The 16,645-nt window shown below is 71.4% G+C and carries 18 protein-coding genes; 8 read left to right on the top strand and 10 right to left on the bottom strand.

Annotation, left to right across the window (positions count from 1 at the left end; all coding sequences use genetic code 11):
• Nucleotides 1–45: 45 nt before the first annotated feature.
• Nucleotides 46–426, bottom strand: coding sequence for a winged helix-turn-helix transcriptional regulator (locus ACH4ZX_RS07580; protein ID WP_398269000.1), 381 nt, complete (start codon nucleotides 424–426; stop codon nucleotides 46–48).
• 136 nt (nucleotides 427–562) lie between these two features.
• On the opposite strand from ACH4ZX_RS07580, the gene ACH4ZX_RS07585 reads away from it, so the two are divergent.
• Nucleotides 563–967, top strand: a complete 405-nt coding sequence (locus tag ACH4ZX_RS07585; RefSeq protein ID WP_398269003.1) for a RidA family protein — start codon at nucleotides 563–565, stop codon at nucleotides 965–967.
• A 308-nt stretch (nucleotides 968–1,275) separates the two neighbouring features.
• On the opposite strand, the gene ACH4ZX_RS07590 is transcribed toward ACH4ZX_RS07585, so the two are convergent.
• Both ACH4ZX_RS07590 and ACH4ZX_RS07595 read right to left on the bottom strand, forming a co-directional pair.
• Entirely contained in the window at nucleotides 1,276–2,211 is a 936-nt protein-coding gene (locus tag ACH4ZX_RS07590; RefSeq protein ID WP_398269006.1) for an alpha/beta hydrolase family protein, read from the bottom strand.
• Nucleotides 2,212–2,425: 214 nt separating this feature from the next.
• Complete coding sequence (locus ACH4ZX_RS07595; RefSeq protein WP_398269009.1) at nucleotides 2,426–3,079, bottom strand: TetR/AcrR family transcriptional regulator; 654 nt, start codon at nucleotides 3,077–3,079, stop codon at nucleotides 2,426–2,428.
• A gap of 643 nt (nucleotides 3,080–3,722) precedes the next feature.
• On the opposite strand from ACH4ZX_RS07595, the gene ACH4ZX_RS07600 reads away from it, so the two are divergent.
• The 6 genes from ACH4ZX_RS07600 to ACH4ZX_RS07625 all read left to right on the top strand — a co-directional run bounded on the left by ACH4ZX_RS07600 (nucleotide 3,723) and on the right by ACH4ZX_RS07625 (nucleotide 8,415).
• Nucleotides 3,723–4,163, top strand: a complete 441-nt coding sequence (locus ACH4ZX_RS07600) for a hypothetical protein (RefSeq protein ID WP_398269012.1) — start codon at nucleotides 3,723–3,725, stop codon at nucleotides 4,161–4,163.
• Nucleotides 4,164–4,796: 633 nt separating this feature from the next.
• Nucleotides 4,797–4,997, top strand: coding sequence for an SDR family oxidoreductase (locus ACH4ZX_RS07605; RefSeq protein ID WP_398269144.1), 201 nt, complete (start codon nucleotides 4,797–4,799; stop codon nucleotides 4,995–4,997).
• Nucleotides 4,994–5,740 carry an SDR family NAD(P)-dependent oxidoreductase gene (locus ACH4ZX_RS07610; protein WP_398269015.1) on the top strand — a complete coding sequence of 249 codons (747 nt, stop codon included), beginning with the start codon at nucleotides 4,994–4,996 and terminating at the stop codon, nucleotides 5,738–5,740. The genes ACH4ZX_RS07605 and ACH4ZX_RS07610 overlap by 4 nt, the downstream gene beginning before the upstream one ends.
• A 178-nt stretch (nucleotides 5,741–5,918) precedes the next feature.
• Nucleotides 5,919–6,809 (top strand): allophanate hydrolase subunit 1, encoded by an 891-nt coding sequence (locus tag ACH4ZX_RS07615; RefSeq protein ID WP_398269018.1) that lies wholly within the window; start codon nucleotides 5,919–5,921, stop codon nucleotides 6,807–6,809.
• Nucleotides 6,799–7,779, top strand: coding sequence for a biotin-dependent carboxyltransferase family protein (locus ACH4ZX_RS07620; RefSeq protein WP_398269021.1), 981 nt, complete (start codon nucleotides 6,799–6,801; stop codon nucleotides 7,777–7,779). Before ACH4ZX_RS07615 ends, ACH4ZX_RS07620 begins: the two co-directional genes overlap by 11 nt.
• Before the next feature lie 177 nt (nucleotides 7,780–7,956).
• The gene (locus ACH4ZX_RS07625; protein WP_398269024.1) at nucleotides 7,957–8,415 is read left to right on the top strand and encodes a biotin transporter BioY; all 459 of its coding nucleotides are present in this window, start codon (nucleotides 7,957–7,959) and stop codon (nucleotides 8,413–8,415) included.
• A 155-nt stretch (nucleotides 8,416–8,570) separates the two neighbouring features.
• Here the strand turns inward: ACH4ZX_RS07625 and ACH4ZX_RS07630 are convergent, their stop codons facing one another.
• The 5 genes from ACH4ZX_RS07630 to gcvPA form a co-directional block, all read right to left on the bottom strand.
• Complete coding sequence (locus ACH4ZX_RS07630) at nucleotides 8,571–9,212, bottom strand: GntR family transcriptional regulator (protein ID WP_398269027.1); 642 nt, start codon at nucleotides 9,210–9,212, stop codon at nucleotides 8,571–8,573.
• 49 nt (nucleotides 9,213–9,261) lie between these two features.
• The gene (locus ACH4ZX_RS07635; protein WP_398269030.1) at nucleotides 9,262–10,008 is read right to left on the bottom strand and encodes an SDR family NAD(P)-dependent oxidoreductase; all 747 of its coding nucleotides are present in this window, start codon (nucleotides 10,006–10,008) and stop codon (nucleotides 9,262–9,264) included.
• Between the two features lie 66 nt (nucleotides 10,009–10,074).
• Nucleotides 10,075–11,265: an ATP-NAD kinase family protein gene (locus tag ACH4ZX_RS07640; RefSeq protein ID WP_398269033.1), complete on the bottom strand. Its 1,191-nt coding sequence runs from the start codon at nucleotides 11,263–11,265 to the stop codon at nucleotides 10,075–10,077.
• Nucleotides 11,262–12,854, bottom strand: a complete 1,593-nt coding sequence (gene gcvPB, locus ACH4ZX_RS07645; RefSeq protein WP_398269036.1) for an aminomethyl-transferring glycine dehydrogenase subunit GcvPB — start codon at nucleotides 12,852–12,854, stop codon at nucleotides 11,262–11,264. The genes ACH4ZX_RS07640 and gcvPB overlap by 4 nt, the downstream gene beginning before the upstream one ends.
• The gene (gcvPA, locus tag ACH4ZX_RS07650) at nucleotides 12,851–14,230 is read right to left on the bottom strand and encodes an aminomethyl-transferring glycine dehydrogenase subunit GcvPA (RefSeq protein WP_398269039.1); all 1,380 of its coding nucleotides are present in this window, start codon (nucleotides 14,228–14,230) and stop codon (nucleotides 12,851–12,853) included. Before gcvPA ends, gcvPB begins: the two co-directional genes overlap by 4 nt.
• Nucleotides 14,231–14,711: 481 nt before the next feature.
• Here gcvPA and ACH4ZX_RS07655 point away from each other — a divergent pair, with 481 nt between their 5' ends.
• Nucleotides 14,712–15,317, top strand: a complete 606-nt coding sequence (locus tag ACH4ZX_RS07655) for a class I SAM-dependent methyltransferase (RefSeq protein WP_398269042.1) — start codon at nucleotides 14,712–14,714, stop codon at nucleotides 15,315–15,317.
• On the opposite strand, the gene ACH4ZX_RS07660 is transcribed toward ACH4ZX_RS07655, so the two are convergent.
• Nucleotides 15,298–15,513 carry a hypothetical protein gene (locus tag ACH4ZX_RS07660; protein WP_398269147.1) on the bottom strand — a complete coding sequence of 72 codons (216 nt, stop codon included), beginning with the start codon at nucleotides 15,511–15,513 and terminating at the stop codon, nucleotides 15,298–15,300. The two genes, ACH4ZX_RS07655 and ACH4ZX_RS07660, sit on opposite strands and share 20 nt — an antisense overlap.
• A gap of 531 nt (nucleotides 15,514–16,044) precedes the next feature.
• Nucleotides 16,045–16,485 (bottom strand): hypothetical protein, encoded by a 441-nt coding sequence (locus tag ACH4ZX_RS07665; RefSeq protein WP_398269045.1) that lies wholly within the window; start codon nucleotides 16,483–16,485, stop codon nucleotides 16,045–16,047.
• Nucleotides 16,486–16,645: the final 160 nt, after the last annotated feature.

The following is a 16,645-nucleotide window of genomic DNA, read 5'->3' on the forward strand; positions in this document are numbered from 1 at the left end:
ACCGGGTTCTCCGGGGCCTTCGTGAACCCGGGGCTTCACTGACCGTCAGGTGTCGAAGCGCTGCCGGGCGGACTCGATGTGCCGGAGGTAGCGGTGGGTCCAGTCGCACATCCCGTCCACCGTCGCCCGCAGTCCGTGGCCGGCTTCGGTGAGGGTGTATTCGACGCGGGGCGGGACGGTGGGGTGGACGGCCCGCTCGACCAGGCCGTTGCGCTCCAGCATGCGCAGGTTCTGGGTGAGCATCTTGTGGCTGATGCCCTCGACCCGGCTGCGCAGTTCGCTGAAGCGCAGGGTGCCCTCTCCCAGGGCTTCGATGATCAACAGTGCCCACTTGTTGGCGACGTCCGAGAAGATCTCCCGCGCCAGGGAGTCGGCGTGCCGCAGGTCGGCATCGTCGGCCGAGTCTTCGAGCTGCTTGGTCACCATCAGGTTCCCCAGTCACTGAAAAGTGCGTTCTTCCATGTCAACGCACACTCTCCTACGGTTTCTGAGTAACCACAAGAGAGCGCAGTTGGCGTGACGAACACGGGCTGACAGCAGCCCGGGCAAGGAGTCGGACAGCATGGCCATCACTCTCAAGAACCCCGATGGGCTGCCGAAGATCGATGTGTACCGGCAGGTGGCGATCGCCTCCGGTTCGAAGCTGGTCTTCGTCGCCGGGCAGGTCGCCTGGGACGCGGAAGGGGTCACGGTCGGAGAGGGCGACCTCGCGGCGCAGGTCGAGCAGTGCTACCACAACATCGCCACCGCGCTGGGCGAGGCCGGCGGTTCCTTCGCCGACGTGGCGAAACTGACCTTCTACGTCGTCGACTGGACTCCCGACAAGATGCCCGCACTCCTGGAGGGGATCTCCCGGGCGGCCGCGAAGCTCGGGGATCCGGTCCCGCCGGCCACGCTGATCGGCGTGATGGCGCTGGACGTCCCCGAGCATCTGGTCGAGATCGAAGCCACAGCGGTCCTCGCCTGACCGCTGCCGCCGCTGCCATCCCCGAGGAGCGAAAGCGGCTGCGCAGGGCCCACGGTCTGATGGTCGACGAGGTCGCCCCGGCGCTGACTGCGCGCCGCGCCACGGTCAGCGGCTGGGAGTCCGGCAAGACGGGCGGGCGGGTCGCCGTCGCCGGGCCGGTGACCGGGCGGGCGGCCACGAGGGCTTCCCGGGCCGCCCGCCCGGCGCTGCACTCAGACCGCCGGTGCGGTCCGAGCGGTCACGGACTCTCTCCGTTCAGCAAGCATGGACACGCGCAGATGAACTGCCGTCGTCGCGCCCCGGAGTGTTCAGGGCTTGGCGGAGTACACGACACCGGCCAGGTTCTGGGCCGCGGAGCCCCAGACCTGGTCGTACAGGGAGGAGTCGACGCCGAGCGTGTAGAGCAGCCAGGCGGTCGTGACCCCGTAGGTCAGTTTCAGCTGGGCGGCGCGGGTGATGGTTCCGCTGTCACAGCCGATGCCGGAGCTGTCCTCGAATCCGCAGTGGAACCCGCCGGTGATGACGCGCAGTTGAGTGGCGGACGGCTTGGCGTCGTACATCTTCTGCTGGTTGTCGGCGACGCCGGCGATGCTGTCGGCGCTGCCGCCGACGTACTGGACCGGCATGCTCAGCGTGCCGGAGGCACTGACGGCCGAGGGGTTGGTCTCCGCCGCCGCGAGGGTGGAGACGGACTTGACGGCCGGGTTCCGGCTCGCGGCGAGCAATGCCGCGCCGCCGCCCATGGAGTGCCCCGAGACGGCGAGCCGGTCGGTGCTGACCGCGCCTGCGAACCGTGAGCCGGTGGTGCTGTTCTGGGCGGTGAGCCAGGTGAGTGCCGCGTTCAGGTCGTCGGCGAACGCGGAGTGGCTGGGAAAGAGACCGCCCTGGGACTTGGGTGCGACGGTGATGATGCCCCAGGAGGCGTAGTGCTTGAGCAGGCTCTCGTACTGGGTGATGGCTTGGAAGAAGCCGTGTCCGAAGGCGAGGCCGGGGTGGGCGCCAGCGGCGACCGGCGCGTCCGCCCCGGCCGTCGTGCCGGGATACCAGACACGTGCGCTGAACGAGCGGCCCGAGGCGGAGACGGTGAGATCGGTGTAGGCGACGGGGTACGACCCCGTGGCGGACGGGTCGGCCGCCTGGACCGGTGCGGCTGCCTCCGACGCGTGGGCGGCCGGTGCGAGGGCGAAGGCGGCTGCCGCGCACAGCAGCAGCGCGGTCAAGGACCGCAGGAGTGTACGGAACACGAGATCACCTTTTCTGGGGGGATGAAGCAGTGATGTCCGGTGGTACGTCTCCGTGCTGTCCGGGTGTTGTCCGGCTCAGGGGCCGGAGGCCACTCCGCCGCGGGCACACCCGTGGGCCCGAGCGGTGTTCAGGGGAAGGTTCACCGAGCTGAGAATCGCGCCGGACCTGGACCGAAACCGGGACCGATGATGTCGATGTCGCGGTCGGGTCTTGTCATCGGTCGTCCCGCGCTCCGAAATCGGCGAGCAGCGGGATGACGAGACGTTCGAGATTCCCGCGCCGGACCTGCGGGCTGACTCCGGTGAGCTGTACGGGGCTGTTCGGCGTCGGGACGTGCGCGACGAGAGCCAGGTGCGGCAGGAGCACCAGAAGGAATGACAGCAGCGCGTCCAGGTCGGCGTCCTTGCGCAGGTCCCCGGCGTCGACGGCCCGTTCCAGGAGAAGGCGGAGACCGGCCAGGTACATGGCGTTCACGGGTCGCCTGACCGCGTCACGAACCGCGGGGTCCATCTCCATGTTGGTGGCGGCGGCCACCCCTCGCTCGAGCGGATGCCCGGCGAAGTACTCGAGCCAGGCCTCCAGCGCGTCGACGAGGTGCGTGGCGAAGTCGCCGGTGCCGTCGTAGCCGTCGAGCCAGGGCTGCATGTGCGCGTAGACCCGCAGCGAGGTCTGCTCCGCCACGTAGGAGAAGAGGTCCAGCTTGCCCGAGAAGTACTGGAACAGGGAGCCCTTGGCGACCCCCGCTTCACGGGCGATGACATTCAGGCTGCCCGTGGAGTAGCCGTGGGTGCCGAACTCGTCCATCGCCGCGACCAGGACCCGCTCGCGGCGGGTGGGCGACAGTCGGGTCCAGGTGGGAGTGGGCATGGACACCCCTTCATGTGACCGGACGTTCACGTGACGGACGCTGATGTGACCGCCCGGTCATGGTGGAGGTGTAGCTCGCCGCAAGTCAACGTGTCGGACAGGTATGGCTGTTACTGGCTCCGGCTCGACAAGGCGATGTCGGACCGTCGGGGAGCGTCCGGGGCCCGCCACGAAGCTGTCGGGGTGTGGGCCCGGCGTCCTCCGGCTGGACGGTGCGCCGCGACTCCACCACGCTGCGCCGTACCGCCACCGTCACCACCGCCGAGCCTCCCCGCCCCGATGCCTCCGCACCGTCGATCGGAGACATCGGGCTCGGTGGTGACGACGAGGGCGGCGAAGGACACTTCAGGTACTTTTTGCGCACCGGATGGCGCCTCGCGCGCTTCGACGCCACGACGGTCCGCTCCCGAGCCGGCGGTGCCAAGGGCGCGACTGAGACACGGCCCGGCCCGGACCGCCGAATAGGTTCTGACCAGCGCGCCGTCCCCGCACCGAGGCATGCAGACTATTCTTCGGACCGACAAGTCGTGAAAGGATCCCGGTGTCTCACTCCTCGTCGGTTGCCGCGGCCTCGGGCGCGCGAAGATCCCGCCGAAGACAACGAGTACCGCGCGGCGGTGGTGGCGGGACTGACATGCACCGTATGTTTTTCACACCGCTGCTGGCGGCGGCCCTGACCGGATGCTCACTCCTCGGCCAGGACACGCCCTGCACCATGGCCGACGCGGACTCGCAGGTGTCCGTGATGTGGCGGCCCACCGACTTCGGAGGCCGGGACGCGGTGAAAGTCCGTCTGTGCGTGCAGGCCAGATGCCAGGAGCGGGTATCGGGCAGCCCCGACGATCCGTTCGCCTCGCTGTCGGTCCGACTCCGCGGCGACGTCGGCTCGTCCACCGTCCCGGTGCGGCTCACGGTGACGTCCGTGAAGAGCGGTGCCACCGTCGTCGCGGACAGCATCCGGGCCAGGCTGACGGAGCGGCACCCCAACGGCGCGTCCTGCCCGCCCACCACCTGGACGGCGACATTCCGGGCCCACCCCGACAAGGGCCTGACGTCACCGAAGGGCATGAAGCTCCAGGAATGAGCCCCGACACGAGCGCCCGTCCCACCGCAGCGCCGGAGGGACGGGCGCTTCGTGCCGTGCACCTGCGCGGCGGTCTGTTCTGGCGGGGGTGCCCAGGATGATGCGGTCGAGGTGATTCATGGCAAGCCCCCTCCTTGCCCGGACGCTGCGAGACGAGCGGCGCGCGGAAGGATGTCATCGCGCTCGCCGTCGGCGTCGCCGCGCAGTCGGGCGCCGGCTGCTGCGACTGTCTGCGGCTGAGACACCGGTCGCCGGACCCTGCCGGGCGGGCGGCGGCCGTGGTGACCTCCCCCGTGGCGGGGTGAGGCACCGGGACCGGTCGGCGGGGTGGAATGAGAGCGGCGGCGATCTTGCCGCCCGCTGCCCGGACCGACTCGGTGAGGTGGACACCGTGAGACATCGGCGTGCTCTGGTCGTCCTCGGAACGGCCCGGTTCCTGAGGGGTGCTGGACACCGCCGTCATGAACGTGTCCATCGGCCCGTCGGCCGACGGCTCCGACACCGAGGTCACCGCCATCCAGGCCGTCAGCAGGCTGTACGCCCGGGTCACGGCCGTCTACGGAACCGGTTCGGCCGGTCCGAGGGCTGCCCACGCCCAGTTGTTCGGCGCGCGTCTGGCGCAGCAACCCCTCGATCGCCGGGTCGTGCTGCACGTGTGCCGGGACGAGTGGCCGATCGTCAAGGCCGCGGTCCCACCCGCCGCGGCCGTGGCGGTCAGGGCGACCCGAGGAGGTCGCCGACGTCATCCGGTTCCTCACCTCCCCGCAGGCCGGGTACGTCACCGGCCAGCAACTCGTCGTCGACGGCGGCCTGACCGTGAGGGTGCGCGCATGAGCGGGATCGCAGCCCTGACCGGCCGAACGGCCCTGGTCACCGGTGGCGCCAGCGGCATCGGACGGGCGATCGCCGAGGCATTCGTCGCCGCCGGGGCGCAGGTGGCCGTGCTCGACCACGACCCCGAGGCGGCCGAGAGGACCGCGCGGTCCATCGGTGCGGCCGGCGGTGTCGCCGCCGACGTCACCGACGAGCAGCAGGTCCGGTGTGCCGTCGCCGAGGCGGAGCGGCTGCTGGGCCGGATCGACGTCCTGGTCAACTCCGCCGGCATCCTGACCCAGAGCCCACTGGTGGAGATGTCGCCGGCACAGTGGCAGCAGACCATCGACGTGGACCTGACCGGGGTGTTCCTCATGTGCCGGCACGTGGTTCCCGGGATGGTGTCCCGCGGGAACGGCCGGGTCATCAACATCGCCTCCCAGCTGGCCATCAAGGGCGGCGCATCGCTGACGCACTACTGCGCGGCCAAGGCGGGCGTCCTGGGCCTGACGAAGGCCCTGGCCCTGGAGGTGGCCCGGGACGGGGTGCTGGTCAACGCGATTGCCCCCGGCCCGATCGAAACACCTCTGGTCGACGGGATATCCGAGGACTGGAAGCGGGCGAAGCGCGCCGAGCTGCCGCTCGGGCGGTTCGGGACGCCCGAGGAGGTCGCGCCGACTGCGGTGCTGCTGGCCTCGTCCCCCGGCGGTGACCTGTTCGTCGGCCAGACGCTGGGGCCCAACTCCGGCGACGTCATGCCGTAGGAGCGAACCGTGTGTGGCGCTTGTGGCAGGGCCGTGGCAACCGACGCCTGGTCCGGCATCTTCTGTACCGGCCGTGCCCGTTGGGAGGCCGCCCGGATCGTCAACGGTGTGCTGGGCACCTGCTGGAGAGTCGGCCGGCCGGCCGTGCCTCCGATCACGACGGCACCGGGAGGACCGCGTGAGTGCGCCCGTCAGCAGCCACTACTCGTGGGGCGGAGACGAACACCTCGTCGTCCGACTCGACGAGGCCATGAGCCTCGAGGTCAACTTCGCGGCGATGGCCATGGCCAGACTGCTCCACGGCCGGAAGCTGCCGGGCGTGGTCGACATCTGCCCCGCCAACGCCTCCCTCCTGGTGCGGTTCGACCCGGACGTCATCGCCCCCGCGGCACTGGAGGCCGCCGTGCGGCAGGTGGAGCGGGAGGTCGGCGAGGCGCCGTCGCTGACGCTCGGGACACGCATCGTCGAAGTGCCCGTCTGGTACGACGACCCGTTCACCAACGAGACCGGCGCCCGGTTCCGTGACCGCCACCAGCGGCCGGAGGGCAACGACCTGGAATTCGCGGCGATCGAGAACGGACTGCCCTCGGCGCAGGCGTTCATCGACCGCCACTCGGGTTCACCGTGGATCACGTCGATGGTCGGCTTCGTCGCCGGGCTCCCGTTCCTCTTCCAGATGGTCCCGCAGGAGCGGCAACTCGAAGTCCCCAAGTACCTGCGCCCCCGCACCGACACACCGGCGCTGACCGTCGGGTACGGCGGTTGCTTCTCCTGCGTCTACTCCGTGCGCGGTGCCGGCGGCTACCAGATGTTCGGCGTCACCCCGGTGCCGATCTTCGACCCGGCCCGGAAACTGCCCGACTTCGAGGACTTCATGGTCTTCTTCCGGCCCGGTGACATCGTGAAGTTCCGCCCGATCGACGAGGGCGAGTACGAGCGCATCAAGGCGGATGTCGAGGCGGGCACCTTCCGCTACCGCCAAAGCCCGGTCGACTTCAGCCTGCGCGACTTCCTGGCAGGCCCGGACGCCTACAACGCCACACTGCTGGAGGCCCTGTATGGCCATTGAGATCGTCAACCCCGGGCTTGCCTCGAGCGTCCAGGACCGGGGCCGTCCCGGCTACTACGCGGTGGGCATCCCGCCGTCGGGCGCGGTCGACCTGTACTCCGCCCTCGCCGCGAACCTGCTGGTCGGCAACGAGGACGGTGCCGCCCTGATCGAGGCCGCCTACATGGGGCCGGAGCTGCGTTTCACCGAACCAGCGCTGGTGGCCGTCACCGGCGCCCGGATGCCGGTCCTGGTGGACGGCCGGCCCGCACCGCAGTGGGAGTCCTTCCGCGTCGCGGCCGGCGACGTGCTCTCCTTCGGCTATCTGGAACAGGGTGCCCGGATCTACATCGCCGTAGCCGGGGGTGTCGACGTGCCGCCGGTGCTGGGCAGCCGGTCGACGTACGCCCTCGGGGCATTCGGCGGGTTCGAGGGCCGTGCGCTGAGGGCAGGGGACGTGCTGCCCGTCGGCACCGGCGGCGGGCGGCCGGGACTGGTCGTGCCCGAGCACCTGCGTCCCGTGCTGTCCCGCGAACTCGACCTGCGCGTCATGATCGGCCTGTACGACCACCGGCTCACCCCAGACGGCCTCACCTCGCTGCTGGACACCACGTGGACCCTGACGCCCGTGGCGGACCGGATCGGCTTCCGGTACAGCGGCGGGACGCTGGAGTGGGAGGAACGGGTACAGCCGTTCGGCGCCGGATCCGACCCGTCGAACATCGTGGACGCCGGATACCCGCTCGGCTCCATCCAGGTGCCCGGGGGAGTGGAGCCCATCATCCTGCACCGCGACGCCGTCTCCGGCGGCGGCTACGCCATGGTCGCAACGGTGATCAGCGCCGATCTCGACACCGTCGGCCAGTCCGCGCCCGGCACCCGCACCCGCTTCCGCCCGGTGTCCATGGAGCAGGCGCTGGAGGCCAGAGCGGCCGCCGCAGCACGCGTCCGGCACCTGCGCACGGCGCTGACCCCACCCCAGCCGTCCTGACCTGCCGCTGCCCCCTGCACCGCCTGAAAGGATCCCCGCCACCATGAGTTCCCTCGCGCCGGTCGCCCCCGAAGGGGCACCCTCGTCGACCTCTGGGCGCGCAGCCGCACCCGCGACGCCGCGCTCGTCGTCGGCGCCGCCGCCCTCACCGCCCTCGCCGCCCAGGTCTCGGTGCCCGTGCCCGGCTCACCGGTGCCCGTCACGCTGCAGACGTTCGCCGTACTCGTGACCGCGGCGGCCCTCGGCGCCACCCGCGGTGCGCTGAGTCAACTGGTCTATCTCGCCGCCGGTGCCGCGGGGCTGCCGGTCTTCTCCGGGGCCACCGGCGGCATGCCCGCCGTCCTCGGCGCGACCGCCGGCTACCTCCTCGGGTTCGTCGTGGCCGGCTACCTCGTGGGAGCGCTTGCCCAGCGGGGCGCCGACCGGAGCCTCCCCGGCACCCTGCTGACGTACATCGCCGGTTCGCTGGCCGTGTACGCGCTGGGGGTTCCGGTACTCGCCCTGGTCACCCACCAGTCGCTCGGCTGGGCCGTGGCCCACGGCCTCGTGCCGTTCCTCGTGGGTGACGTCCTCAAGGCCCTGGCCGCGAGCGCACTGCTGCCCGCGGCGTGGCGTGTGACGGGCCGCACCCGCTGACCCCGGCGGGCGCGCCCGCGCGCCCGCCCGTGCCGTGCCGCTCGCCGGCGCGACGCCATCAGGTGCACGGGTGCGCCGAGGCCGACGACATCGCGGGGCGTGCCGGTACGAACCGGTGCGGACGTTCGCCGGCCCGCGGCGGCCCCCGGGTGCCCTCAGTCCGTGAGGTGCTCCAGGATCCGGTGCATCCCGCTGTTCCAGTTCTCCTTGAGCGCCGCCACCGCCGCGTCGGTGTCGCCGCGTTGCAGACACTGCGCGATCCGCTCGTGCTCCACCGCGGAGCGCTCCAGGATGTCCTGGTCGCCGAGAGCCACCCGCTCGTAGCGGTGCATCGTCACCTTCAGCGAGGTGATCAGCTTCATCAGCCGGTCGTTGGTGCAGCCTGACAGGAGCAGGTCGTGCCATGCGTCGTCGTAGCGCTCGATGACGTCGTGCGGCGCCTGCGGCGCGGAGAAGGCCCGCGCCTCCTCGAGGAGACGGGGAGCCGTCGCCCGCAGGTGCTCCGGGTCGCTGGACTCCAGGGCCAGCGCCTCCAGCGCCGCCACGATCGCGGTCAGGTCACGGAACTCCTGCGCGCTCAGCGGCGTGAACCGGAAGCCCTTGCCGCGCTCGCTGGTGATGACGCCCTCGCGCTCGAGCGTGATCAGGGCCTCGCGCAGCGGAGTGCGGCTGACCCCGAGTTCGGTGGCGAGCTGCCCCTCGTTGATCGGCTCGTTGGTCGCGATCGTGCCACGTCCGAGGCGCTTGATCAGTTCCTCCTTGACCTGTTCGCGCAGCGGGCGGTTCTCGATTGGCATGTGGGGCGGCCCTCCTCTTCCGTCCGGTCGATTATCTGTTACCGGCGAGTCACGCGGTACCCGCGCCGTCGACCGGGATGATCGCCCCGCTGACGAACGACGACGCGTCGGACGCGAGGAACGCCACGGTCTGGGCGATGTCCCTCGGCTGCCCGATCCTGCCGAGGGGCCGGTCGGCGGCCTCGGCGTAGAACGCGTCGGAGCTCTCGCCGAGTTGCCGGGCTTCCTCGGCGAGCATGCCGGTGGCCGTGTCGCCGGGGCAGACGCAGTTGACGCGGATGTTGTCGGGACCGTGGTCGATGGCCATGGCGCGGGTCATATTGACGACAGCGCCCTTGGAGGCGCAGTACGAGACGGCGCGACCGCCACCCGAGATGCCCCATCCCGATCCGGTGTTGATGATCGAGCCGCCGCCCTGCGCGGCCATGCCGGGAATCACCAGGCGGCTCATCAACATGATGGAGCGGACGTTCACGGCCATCACCAGGTCCCAGTCGTCCTCGGTGATCTCGCAGACGGTGGAGCGGCGAATGACGCCGGCGTTGTTGAACAGCACGTCGACGCCGCCGAAGCGTTCCTGCGCGGCCCCGGCCACGGCTTCGCAGTCCGCGCGCTGTGAGACGTCGCAGCGGACGAAGACACCGCCGGTTTCCCTGGCGGTCCGCTCGCCGCCGTCCGGGTCGATGTCGGCGATGACGACGCGGGCGCCGAGTTCGGCGAGGACCTGAGCGGTGGCCCGGCCGATGCCGGTGGCTCCGCCGGTGACGATGGAACGCTTGCCGTCGAGAGTGATCATGAGGCTTCCTTCATTGGGGTACGGGGGCGCGGTTTCGAGCGCGCGGACGGTGGGGTGGTCGGGTGGTCAGGTGGTCAGGCGGTACAGCGATGTGCGGCGCCGGCCGGTGATGACGGGCAGATGGCCTGCCAGTTCGGCGTCCAGCACCTCGTCGCCCGTGTCGAGGAGAAGAGGACGTCCGCCCAGAGACGCCAGCTTCTGTTCGGTGCACAGTACGAGCAGCCGGTCCCGGCCGCCCGCCGCGCCCAGCACACGCGGCGAGATCTGCTGGTTGCCGCGGCCGAGGAGAAAGCCCTGGCCGCCGATGGGGGAGAGGGCGATCCAGCGTGGCCCCGCCGCGAGGAGGGCGTCCTCTCCGGCGTCGCGCAGCACGACCTCCGCCGGCCGACCGGGCCGCAGCGCGAGCACGTCGACGCCGGTGAGGGAGGCATCGGTCCCCAGCGCGGCGGCCACGGCGCGGGTGGTGCTGCCCGGGCCGAGTGCCAGCAGTCCGTCGCCGACACGCTCGGCGACCTCGGCGGCGATGCCGCCGACCGCCTGCGGCGCACCGGCCGTGCTGCCGGTCTTGCGCTGCTGGACGCGCACCGGTACGTCGGGGACGGAGAGCCAGCCGTAGAGGCGTGAGGCGACGCGTCCCGCGCGCAGTTCGTCCACGTCCCGGTCCATCACTTCGGCGTCGCGCAGGCGTACGGCGCCGGAGCGGGCGAGCCACGCGGCGGCCACCTCGCCCGCCGCGCGCGGGCTGACGCCGAACACGGCCGAGTGCATCTTGACGCCGGTCGGCACCCCGAGCACCGGGCAGCGCAACCCGTCGAGCGCGGCGAGCACGTCCCGGGCGGTGCCGTCACCGCCGGCGAAGAGCAGCAGGTCGACTCCCTCGGCGACGACGGCCCGCACGGCGGCGACGGTGTCCTCGGTCGAGGTCTCGTCCTCGGCCCCCGGGGCGTACACGACCCGCGCCGTCAGCCCGGCCGCGGCGACGGAGCCGGCCCCCATGGCGCCGGCGGCGGTGACGACTTCCGGTGGTGCGCCGCGGTGCCCGCCGCCCGGCCCCGCGACCGCGCCACCCGGGGCACCGGCACCGGTGCCCGACCGTGCCCGCAGTTCGCGCAGTGCCGCGGCCGCCCGTTCCCCTGCCAGGGGTCTCGCGCCCAGGGCGAGGGCGCGGTGGCGGTGCTCCGGGCCGTCGGTGCCGCCCAGGCCCACCCGGCCGCCGAGGCCGGCGACCGGGTTGACCACCAGGCCGATCCTGGTCAACGGGCCGCCTCGCCGAGGATCTTGCGGCGGTAGGCGCGCCAGGAGACGGCCCAGGTGGCCGGGTCGTCCAGGGTCTCCGGGCGGACCCGGTGGATGGTCGAACGGTGCGGGGCCGTGCGGACCGTGTCCGGGGACTCGTACGCCTCGCGGGCGATCTCGGCAAGGATCGCCGCGTACTCGTCCAGGTCGGCGCGCGTGTACGACTCGGTCGGTTCGAGTGTCATCGGCTCGGGGACGAGGTGCGGGTGGTGGCTCGTCCAGTAGTGCGTGCCGAAGTCCGCGGCGCGCAGCCCGATGTCCTCGGAGTGCAGCCCGGTGTCCCAGTGCAGCTTCTGCCAGCTGTAGCGGACCTGTTCGACGCGTGGCCGCCCCTGGGCGTACGGCACCGAGACTCCCGGGATCCGCCGGACCTTGTGGAGCAGGTAGTTGTTGTTGAGGACGGCCGTCTCCGCGGCGCAGCGCAGCCCCTGAGCGCCGAGCGACATGATCCACGCGTACGCGCGCACGAGGTTCGGCACCACCCCGTAGAACGGCCGCATCTTTCCGACGGACTCGGGCCGGTCGTCGTCCAGACGGTAGCGCTCGCCGTCGAACTCGACCGTGGGGCGCGGCAGATACGGCGCCAGCTCCTCCGTCACCGCGCACGCGCCGGCCGCCGGCCCGCCGCAGGCGTGCGGCGTCGAGAACGTCTTGTGCAGGTTGAAGTGGCACAGGTCGAACCCGGCCTCACGGGCGCGCGTGATGCCGAGGATGCCGTTCGCGTTGGCCTGGTCGTACGAGCACAGGCCGCCCGCCTCGTGCACGATCCGTACGAACTCCTCGATGCGCGGGTTGTAGATGCCCGTGTCCTCGGGGTTGGTGATCAGCAGCGCGGCCGTGCGCGGTCCGACCGCGGCCTTGAGCGCCTCGATGTCCGGGTAGCCGTCCGGGTCCGGGTGGAGGGTGATGACCTTGAAGCCGGCCGTCTTGGCGCAGGCCGCGTTCGACGGGTGGGAGAAGATCGTCGTGATGACCTCGTCGCGCTGCTCCGACTCGCCGCGCGCAGCGAAGTACGCCCGGATCATGGCCACGTTCGTGTAGATCGCGGCCGAGCCGGCCCCCGGCTGGAGCGACACCCGGTCCATGCCGGAGATCTCCTTGAGGAGCAGTTCCAGGCTGTGCATGATGCCGAGGACGCCCTGGACCGTGTCCTCGTCCTGGAGCGGGTGCAGCGCGGCGATGCGCGGGTCGCGGGCGAACTGGTCGTTGACCTTGGGGCTGTACTTCATGGTGCAGGTGCCCTGGCCGACGTCGATGTTGAGGTCGGCGCCCAGGTTCTCCTGCGACAGGCGCAGGTAGTGGCGCAGGACCTGCTGCTGCGACATCTCGGGCAGGGCGGGCGGCTCGGCGCGGCGCAGCGCCGCGGGGATCTCCACCGGCGCCACCGAAGGGTCCGGCGCCGGGACGAGGACGCCGCGTTCGCCCGGCGAACCGAGTTCGAAGATCAGCTTCTCGTCCCAGGACGCCTGCTGGAAGCGGCGCAGCGGCGGCTTGGGCGCGATCCGCGCATCGTTGGGGGAGACCGGTACGGGTGCGTGGTGGGCGGTCACTTGACGATCTCCTCGAGGGCGGCGGCGAGCCGGTCGATGTCGGCCTTGGAATGGACTTCGGTGACGCAGAAGGCTGCCTCGTGCTCGCCGGTGGGTACGGAGCCGTAGATGCCGCGCTCCCTGAGGCCGGCGCGTATCCCGGCGGCGGTTGCGCCGCGGGTGTAGCGCACGGTGAAGTCGGCGAAGTGCAGGGCGTCACCGTACGGGACCTCGATGCCGGGCACCTGGGCGAGGCGCTGCCGGGCGTACGCGGTGTGGGCGAGGATCGTGTCGCCGATCTCCCGCATGCCCTGCGGTCCCATCAGGGCGAGATACACGCCGGCGCCGATGCCGTGCAGCGCGGCCGCCGTGCCCACCCACTCCTTGCCCTCCTCGCGCAGGGCGAACGAGGTCCGCTCGTACGCGACGTCGCCGAAGCCGTACTCGCCCTCGACCGAGGTGGGCGCGAGCCCGAACAGCCGTGAGGGGTACTCGGCGACCAGCCACTCCTCGTCGCGGGTGGCGATGAAGCCGGCGTTGCCGCCGCCGAAGCTCTGGTGGATGCCGAGCGGCTGGATGTCGCCGCAGGCGATGTCCGCGCCGTACGCGGAGGGAGGCGCGAGCACGCCGAGGGTGAGCGGATTGCAGCCGACGACGTACAGGGCGCCGGCGCCGTGCGCGAGTTCCGCAAGCCACGGCAGTGACGAGTCGACGATGCCGAGGGCCGACGGGGCGTCCGCGTAGACGGCCGCGGTGTCACCGGCGGCCAGCTCCTCGTGCAGCGCGTCGAGGTCGGCGCAGCCCGTCTCCGGGTCGACCGGAACCACGGTGACGTCATGGTCGGGACGGACGTAGTCGCGGATGCGGGACAGCTTGTCCGCGTCGATCGCGGTGGCGACGAGCACGCGGCGGCGCCCGGTGATGCGGCCCGCCATGCGCAGGGCGGTACCGGCGGCCTGGAAGCCGTCGTACACCGGGACGTTGACGACCTCGACGTCGAGGAGCTCGGCCATCATCGACTGGTACTCCCACAGTGCCTGGAAGCGGCCGTGGTCCTCGTACGGCTCGCCCGCGTAGGCCGTGAGGAACTCGCTGCGGTTGACCACCTCGTCCACGACCGCGGGCACATGGTGCTGGTAACAGCCCGAGCCGAGGAAGCTGAGGACCTGCCGCGTCGAGGTGTTGCGGGCGAGCAGTTCCTCCATGTGCCGGACGAGTTCGGCCTCCGAACGCAGCGGAGCCGGCAGGTCGAGGGGGCGGTGCAGCCGGATCCCGTCCGGGATGTCGGCGTAGAAGTCCTCGGTGCCCGCCGCGCCGATCTCGTCGAGCATCGCCTGCCGCACGGCCGGTACTGAGTTCGGGATGTAGGGGTGGACGAAGTTCTCGGTCGACGTCATGCCGCGCCTTTCCGTCAGGCAGGTCAGCGTGTTCCGGTCGGCCCGACCGGTCTCGTAGGTCTTTGCATGTACACGTCTTGACGGGCGTCGTCATTCAGTGTGCTGAATACAGCATTAGGTATACAGCCTCCGGGAGGTAAGAGTGTCAATGGACCCGAGCGGCGGACCGTCCTGGCCGCTGGCCTCGCGACCACGGCGCCGACCCCCTGATCGGCGGCTGCGTCATGGAGGCACGGGCGGCGGTGGACAGGCCCGCGACAACGGCGCTCGCCGACCGTCTGCCGGCGCGGCCCCGTCTGGCTCGACCCGACCAGGGACTACGACCCGGTCACCTGGGCGTCGCTCAACCCGCCCCACCTCGGCTGGGCGGTGCCTGCCCCGCATCACGGTGCGAGACCGGACTCGCCGAGGCGCCGGCCTTCGGCGCCACGGGTTCAGTCGCTTGTTCGAGCGACGCATGGCCGACATATAGTTCGGTGTCATGAGCCGTTGGAATGCGCTGACCGGGGGGACGTCCGGAGAAGACTACGCCGCGAGGTTCGCGGCCCTGGCCCTCAGCGGGAAGGACGTGCACGGTGAAGCGCGGTTCTGCGCCGCTCTCGTACCTGCCGGAGCGCGAGTGCTGGACGCCGGGTGCGGTACCGGACGGGTCATGATCCGGCTCGCGGAGCTCGGTTACGACTGTGTCGGGGTGGATCTCGACGAGTCGATGCTGGCGGTTGCCCGGAAGCAGGCGCCGGGCCTGCCCTGGTTCCAGGCAGATCTGACCGGATTCGATCCGGCCCTGCTCGGCATCGCCGCAGACTTCGATCTCGTGGTCGCCGCAGGCAACGTCTTCCCGCTGCTCGCTGCCGACACCGAGGCCACGGTGGTCAAGCGCCTGGCCGCGGCCCTGCGTCCGGGCGGCCTGTTGGTCGCCGGCTTCGGCCTGGACGAGGACCACCTGCCCGTGCCGCCCAGTATCACGCTGGCAGAGTACGACGACTGCTGCGCCCGAGCCGGCCTCACCCTCGTCGACCGCTTCGCCGGCTGGGACGCCGATCCTTACGACGGCGGCGGCTATGCCGTCAGCGTCCACTCCCGGTGAGGAACGCGTCCACCACGGCGTTGTGCCGCCCCGCGCGAGCCGCCCGGTCTGCCGGCACCAGCCGCGCGGCGGCCTGTACGGCGTAGCCGTCCGGATCGCCGAAGGAAGCCCGCGGATACTCTCCCGTGTCCGCGCAGTGGGTTGTGACGTCCGTGACCGCCTGGAGCACGACCGCCCGGTCCAGGCCCGGCTGCATGGCCGGCACAGCCGGTTGCGTGAACACCCTCGTTCCCCGCACGCCTCGGTCTGTGAGGCGGATCGAGTCGGGGGGTGACGGTGGCGCGGCGGGCCGAGGCCGGGGCGCGGGCCGGTGCGGAGGGAATCCGCGGTGAGCACGACGCGATGCCGGCGGGGCCGCGTCTCACCGCCCTCTTGCGGGACCGCGCAGAACATGTGTCGCCGTGCCGGTGGCCGGGGCGGTCCCTGCCGCGGCGGTGACGGTGTCGGCCGGCGCGGGAGCTGCTGCGGCAGGCGTTCCGAGGGCGAGGCCCATGCCGAGCGCCGCGGTCGACAGGGCGACGGTGGCGCGTGTGCGCACGTCCGACAGGGGCCGAATCGGTGTTCTCCGGGCGCGTGGGGCACGGAGCTGTCAGGTCCGGTCGGCTGCGAAACGCGGGCGGACAGCTGGGCGCAGCAGTCCGGCCCTGTCAGAGCCCGGGGCAGGCCGGGGCCTCCGCGGAACCCGGGTCAGCTTGAGCCGTCACGAGAGATCGCGGTGACGAAGAGGTCAGGACAGTCTTCCGTAGATCCGCCGGCCGCTGGTGGCCTCGGTACGGGCGAGATCGGCGATGGCGCCGAGCGCTTGCTCGGCGATCTCGGGTACACACAGGAAGTCTTCGGCTTCGGCGCACCCCAGGACCCATCCCACGACCACCTGATCGATTTCGGGCGGTGTGGCGTTCCGCACCCCCTCCACCAGCACCTGCGGCACCTCGAACACCGTGGCACCGCTCACCTCGTCCAGGGCGATGATGCGGGGCCTCGCGGCCTCGGCGACTGCTTCCATGTTCCGGCCGGCAAGGAGGGCCTCCCAGGCGGGCAGCACATCCTCTGGGTCGAGTTCGTCGAAGTCCAGCTCAATGGCGCCTGCTCCGGGGTCGGTTGCGAGCATGACCGCGGCTGTCCGCTCATCCGGCGCGGCGAAGAGTGTCAGTGTGTTGCTGTCCATGACGGGAGATGGTGGCTTATCGGTGTTCGTCCTTGCCCGGCGGGGCCGCCCCCGGGGTCGGCGGAGTCGTGGGGGCGCTGATCCACAGTCATGTCGGCGCGCTGTGCCAGGAGTTGTTTCTCGGCGGTGGCGGTGGCCGTGACCGAGGGCCGGTCGGAGC

This window comes from Streptomyces sp. NPDC020490 (genome assembly GCF_044335305.1).
Lineage (GTDB): Bacteria > Actinomycetota > Actinomycetes > Streptomycetales > Streptomycetaceae > Streptomyces.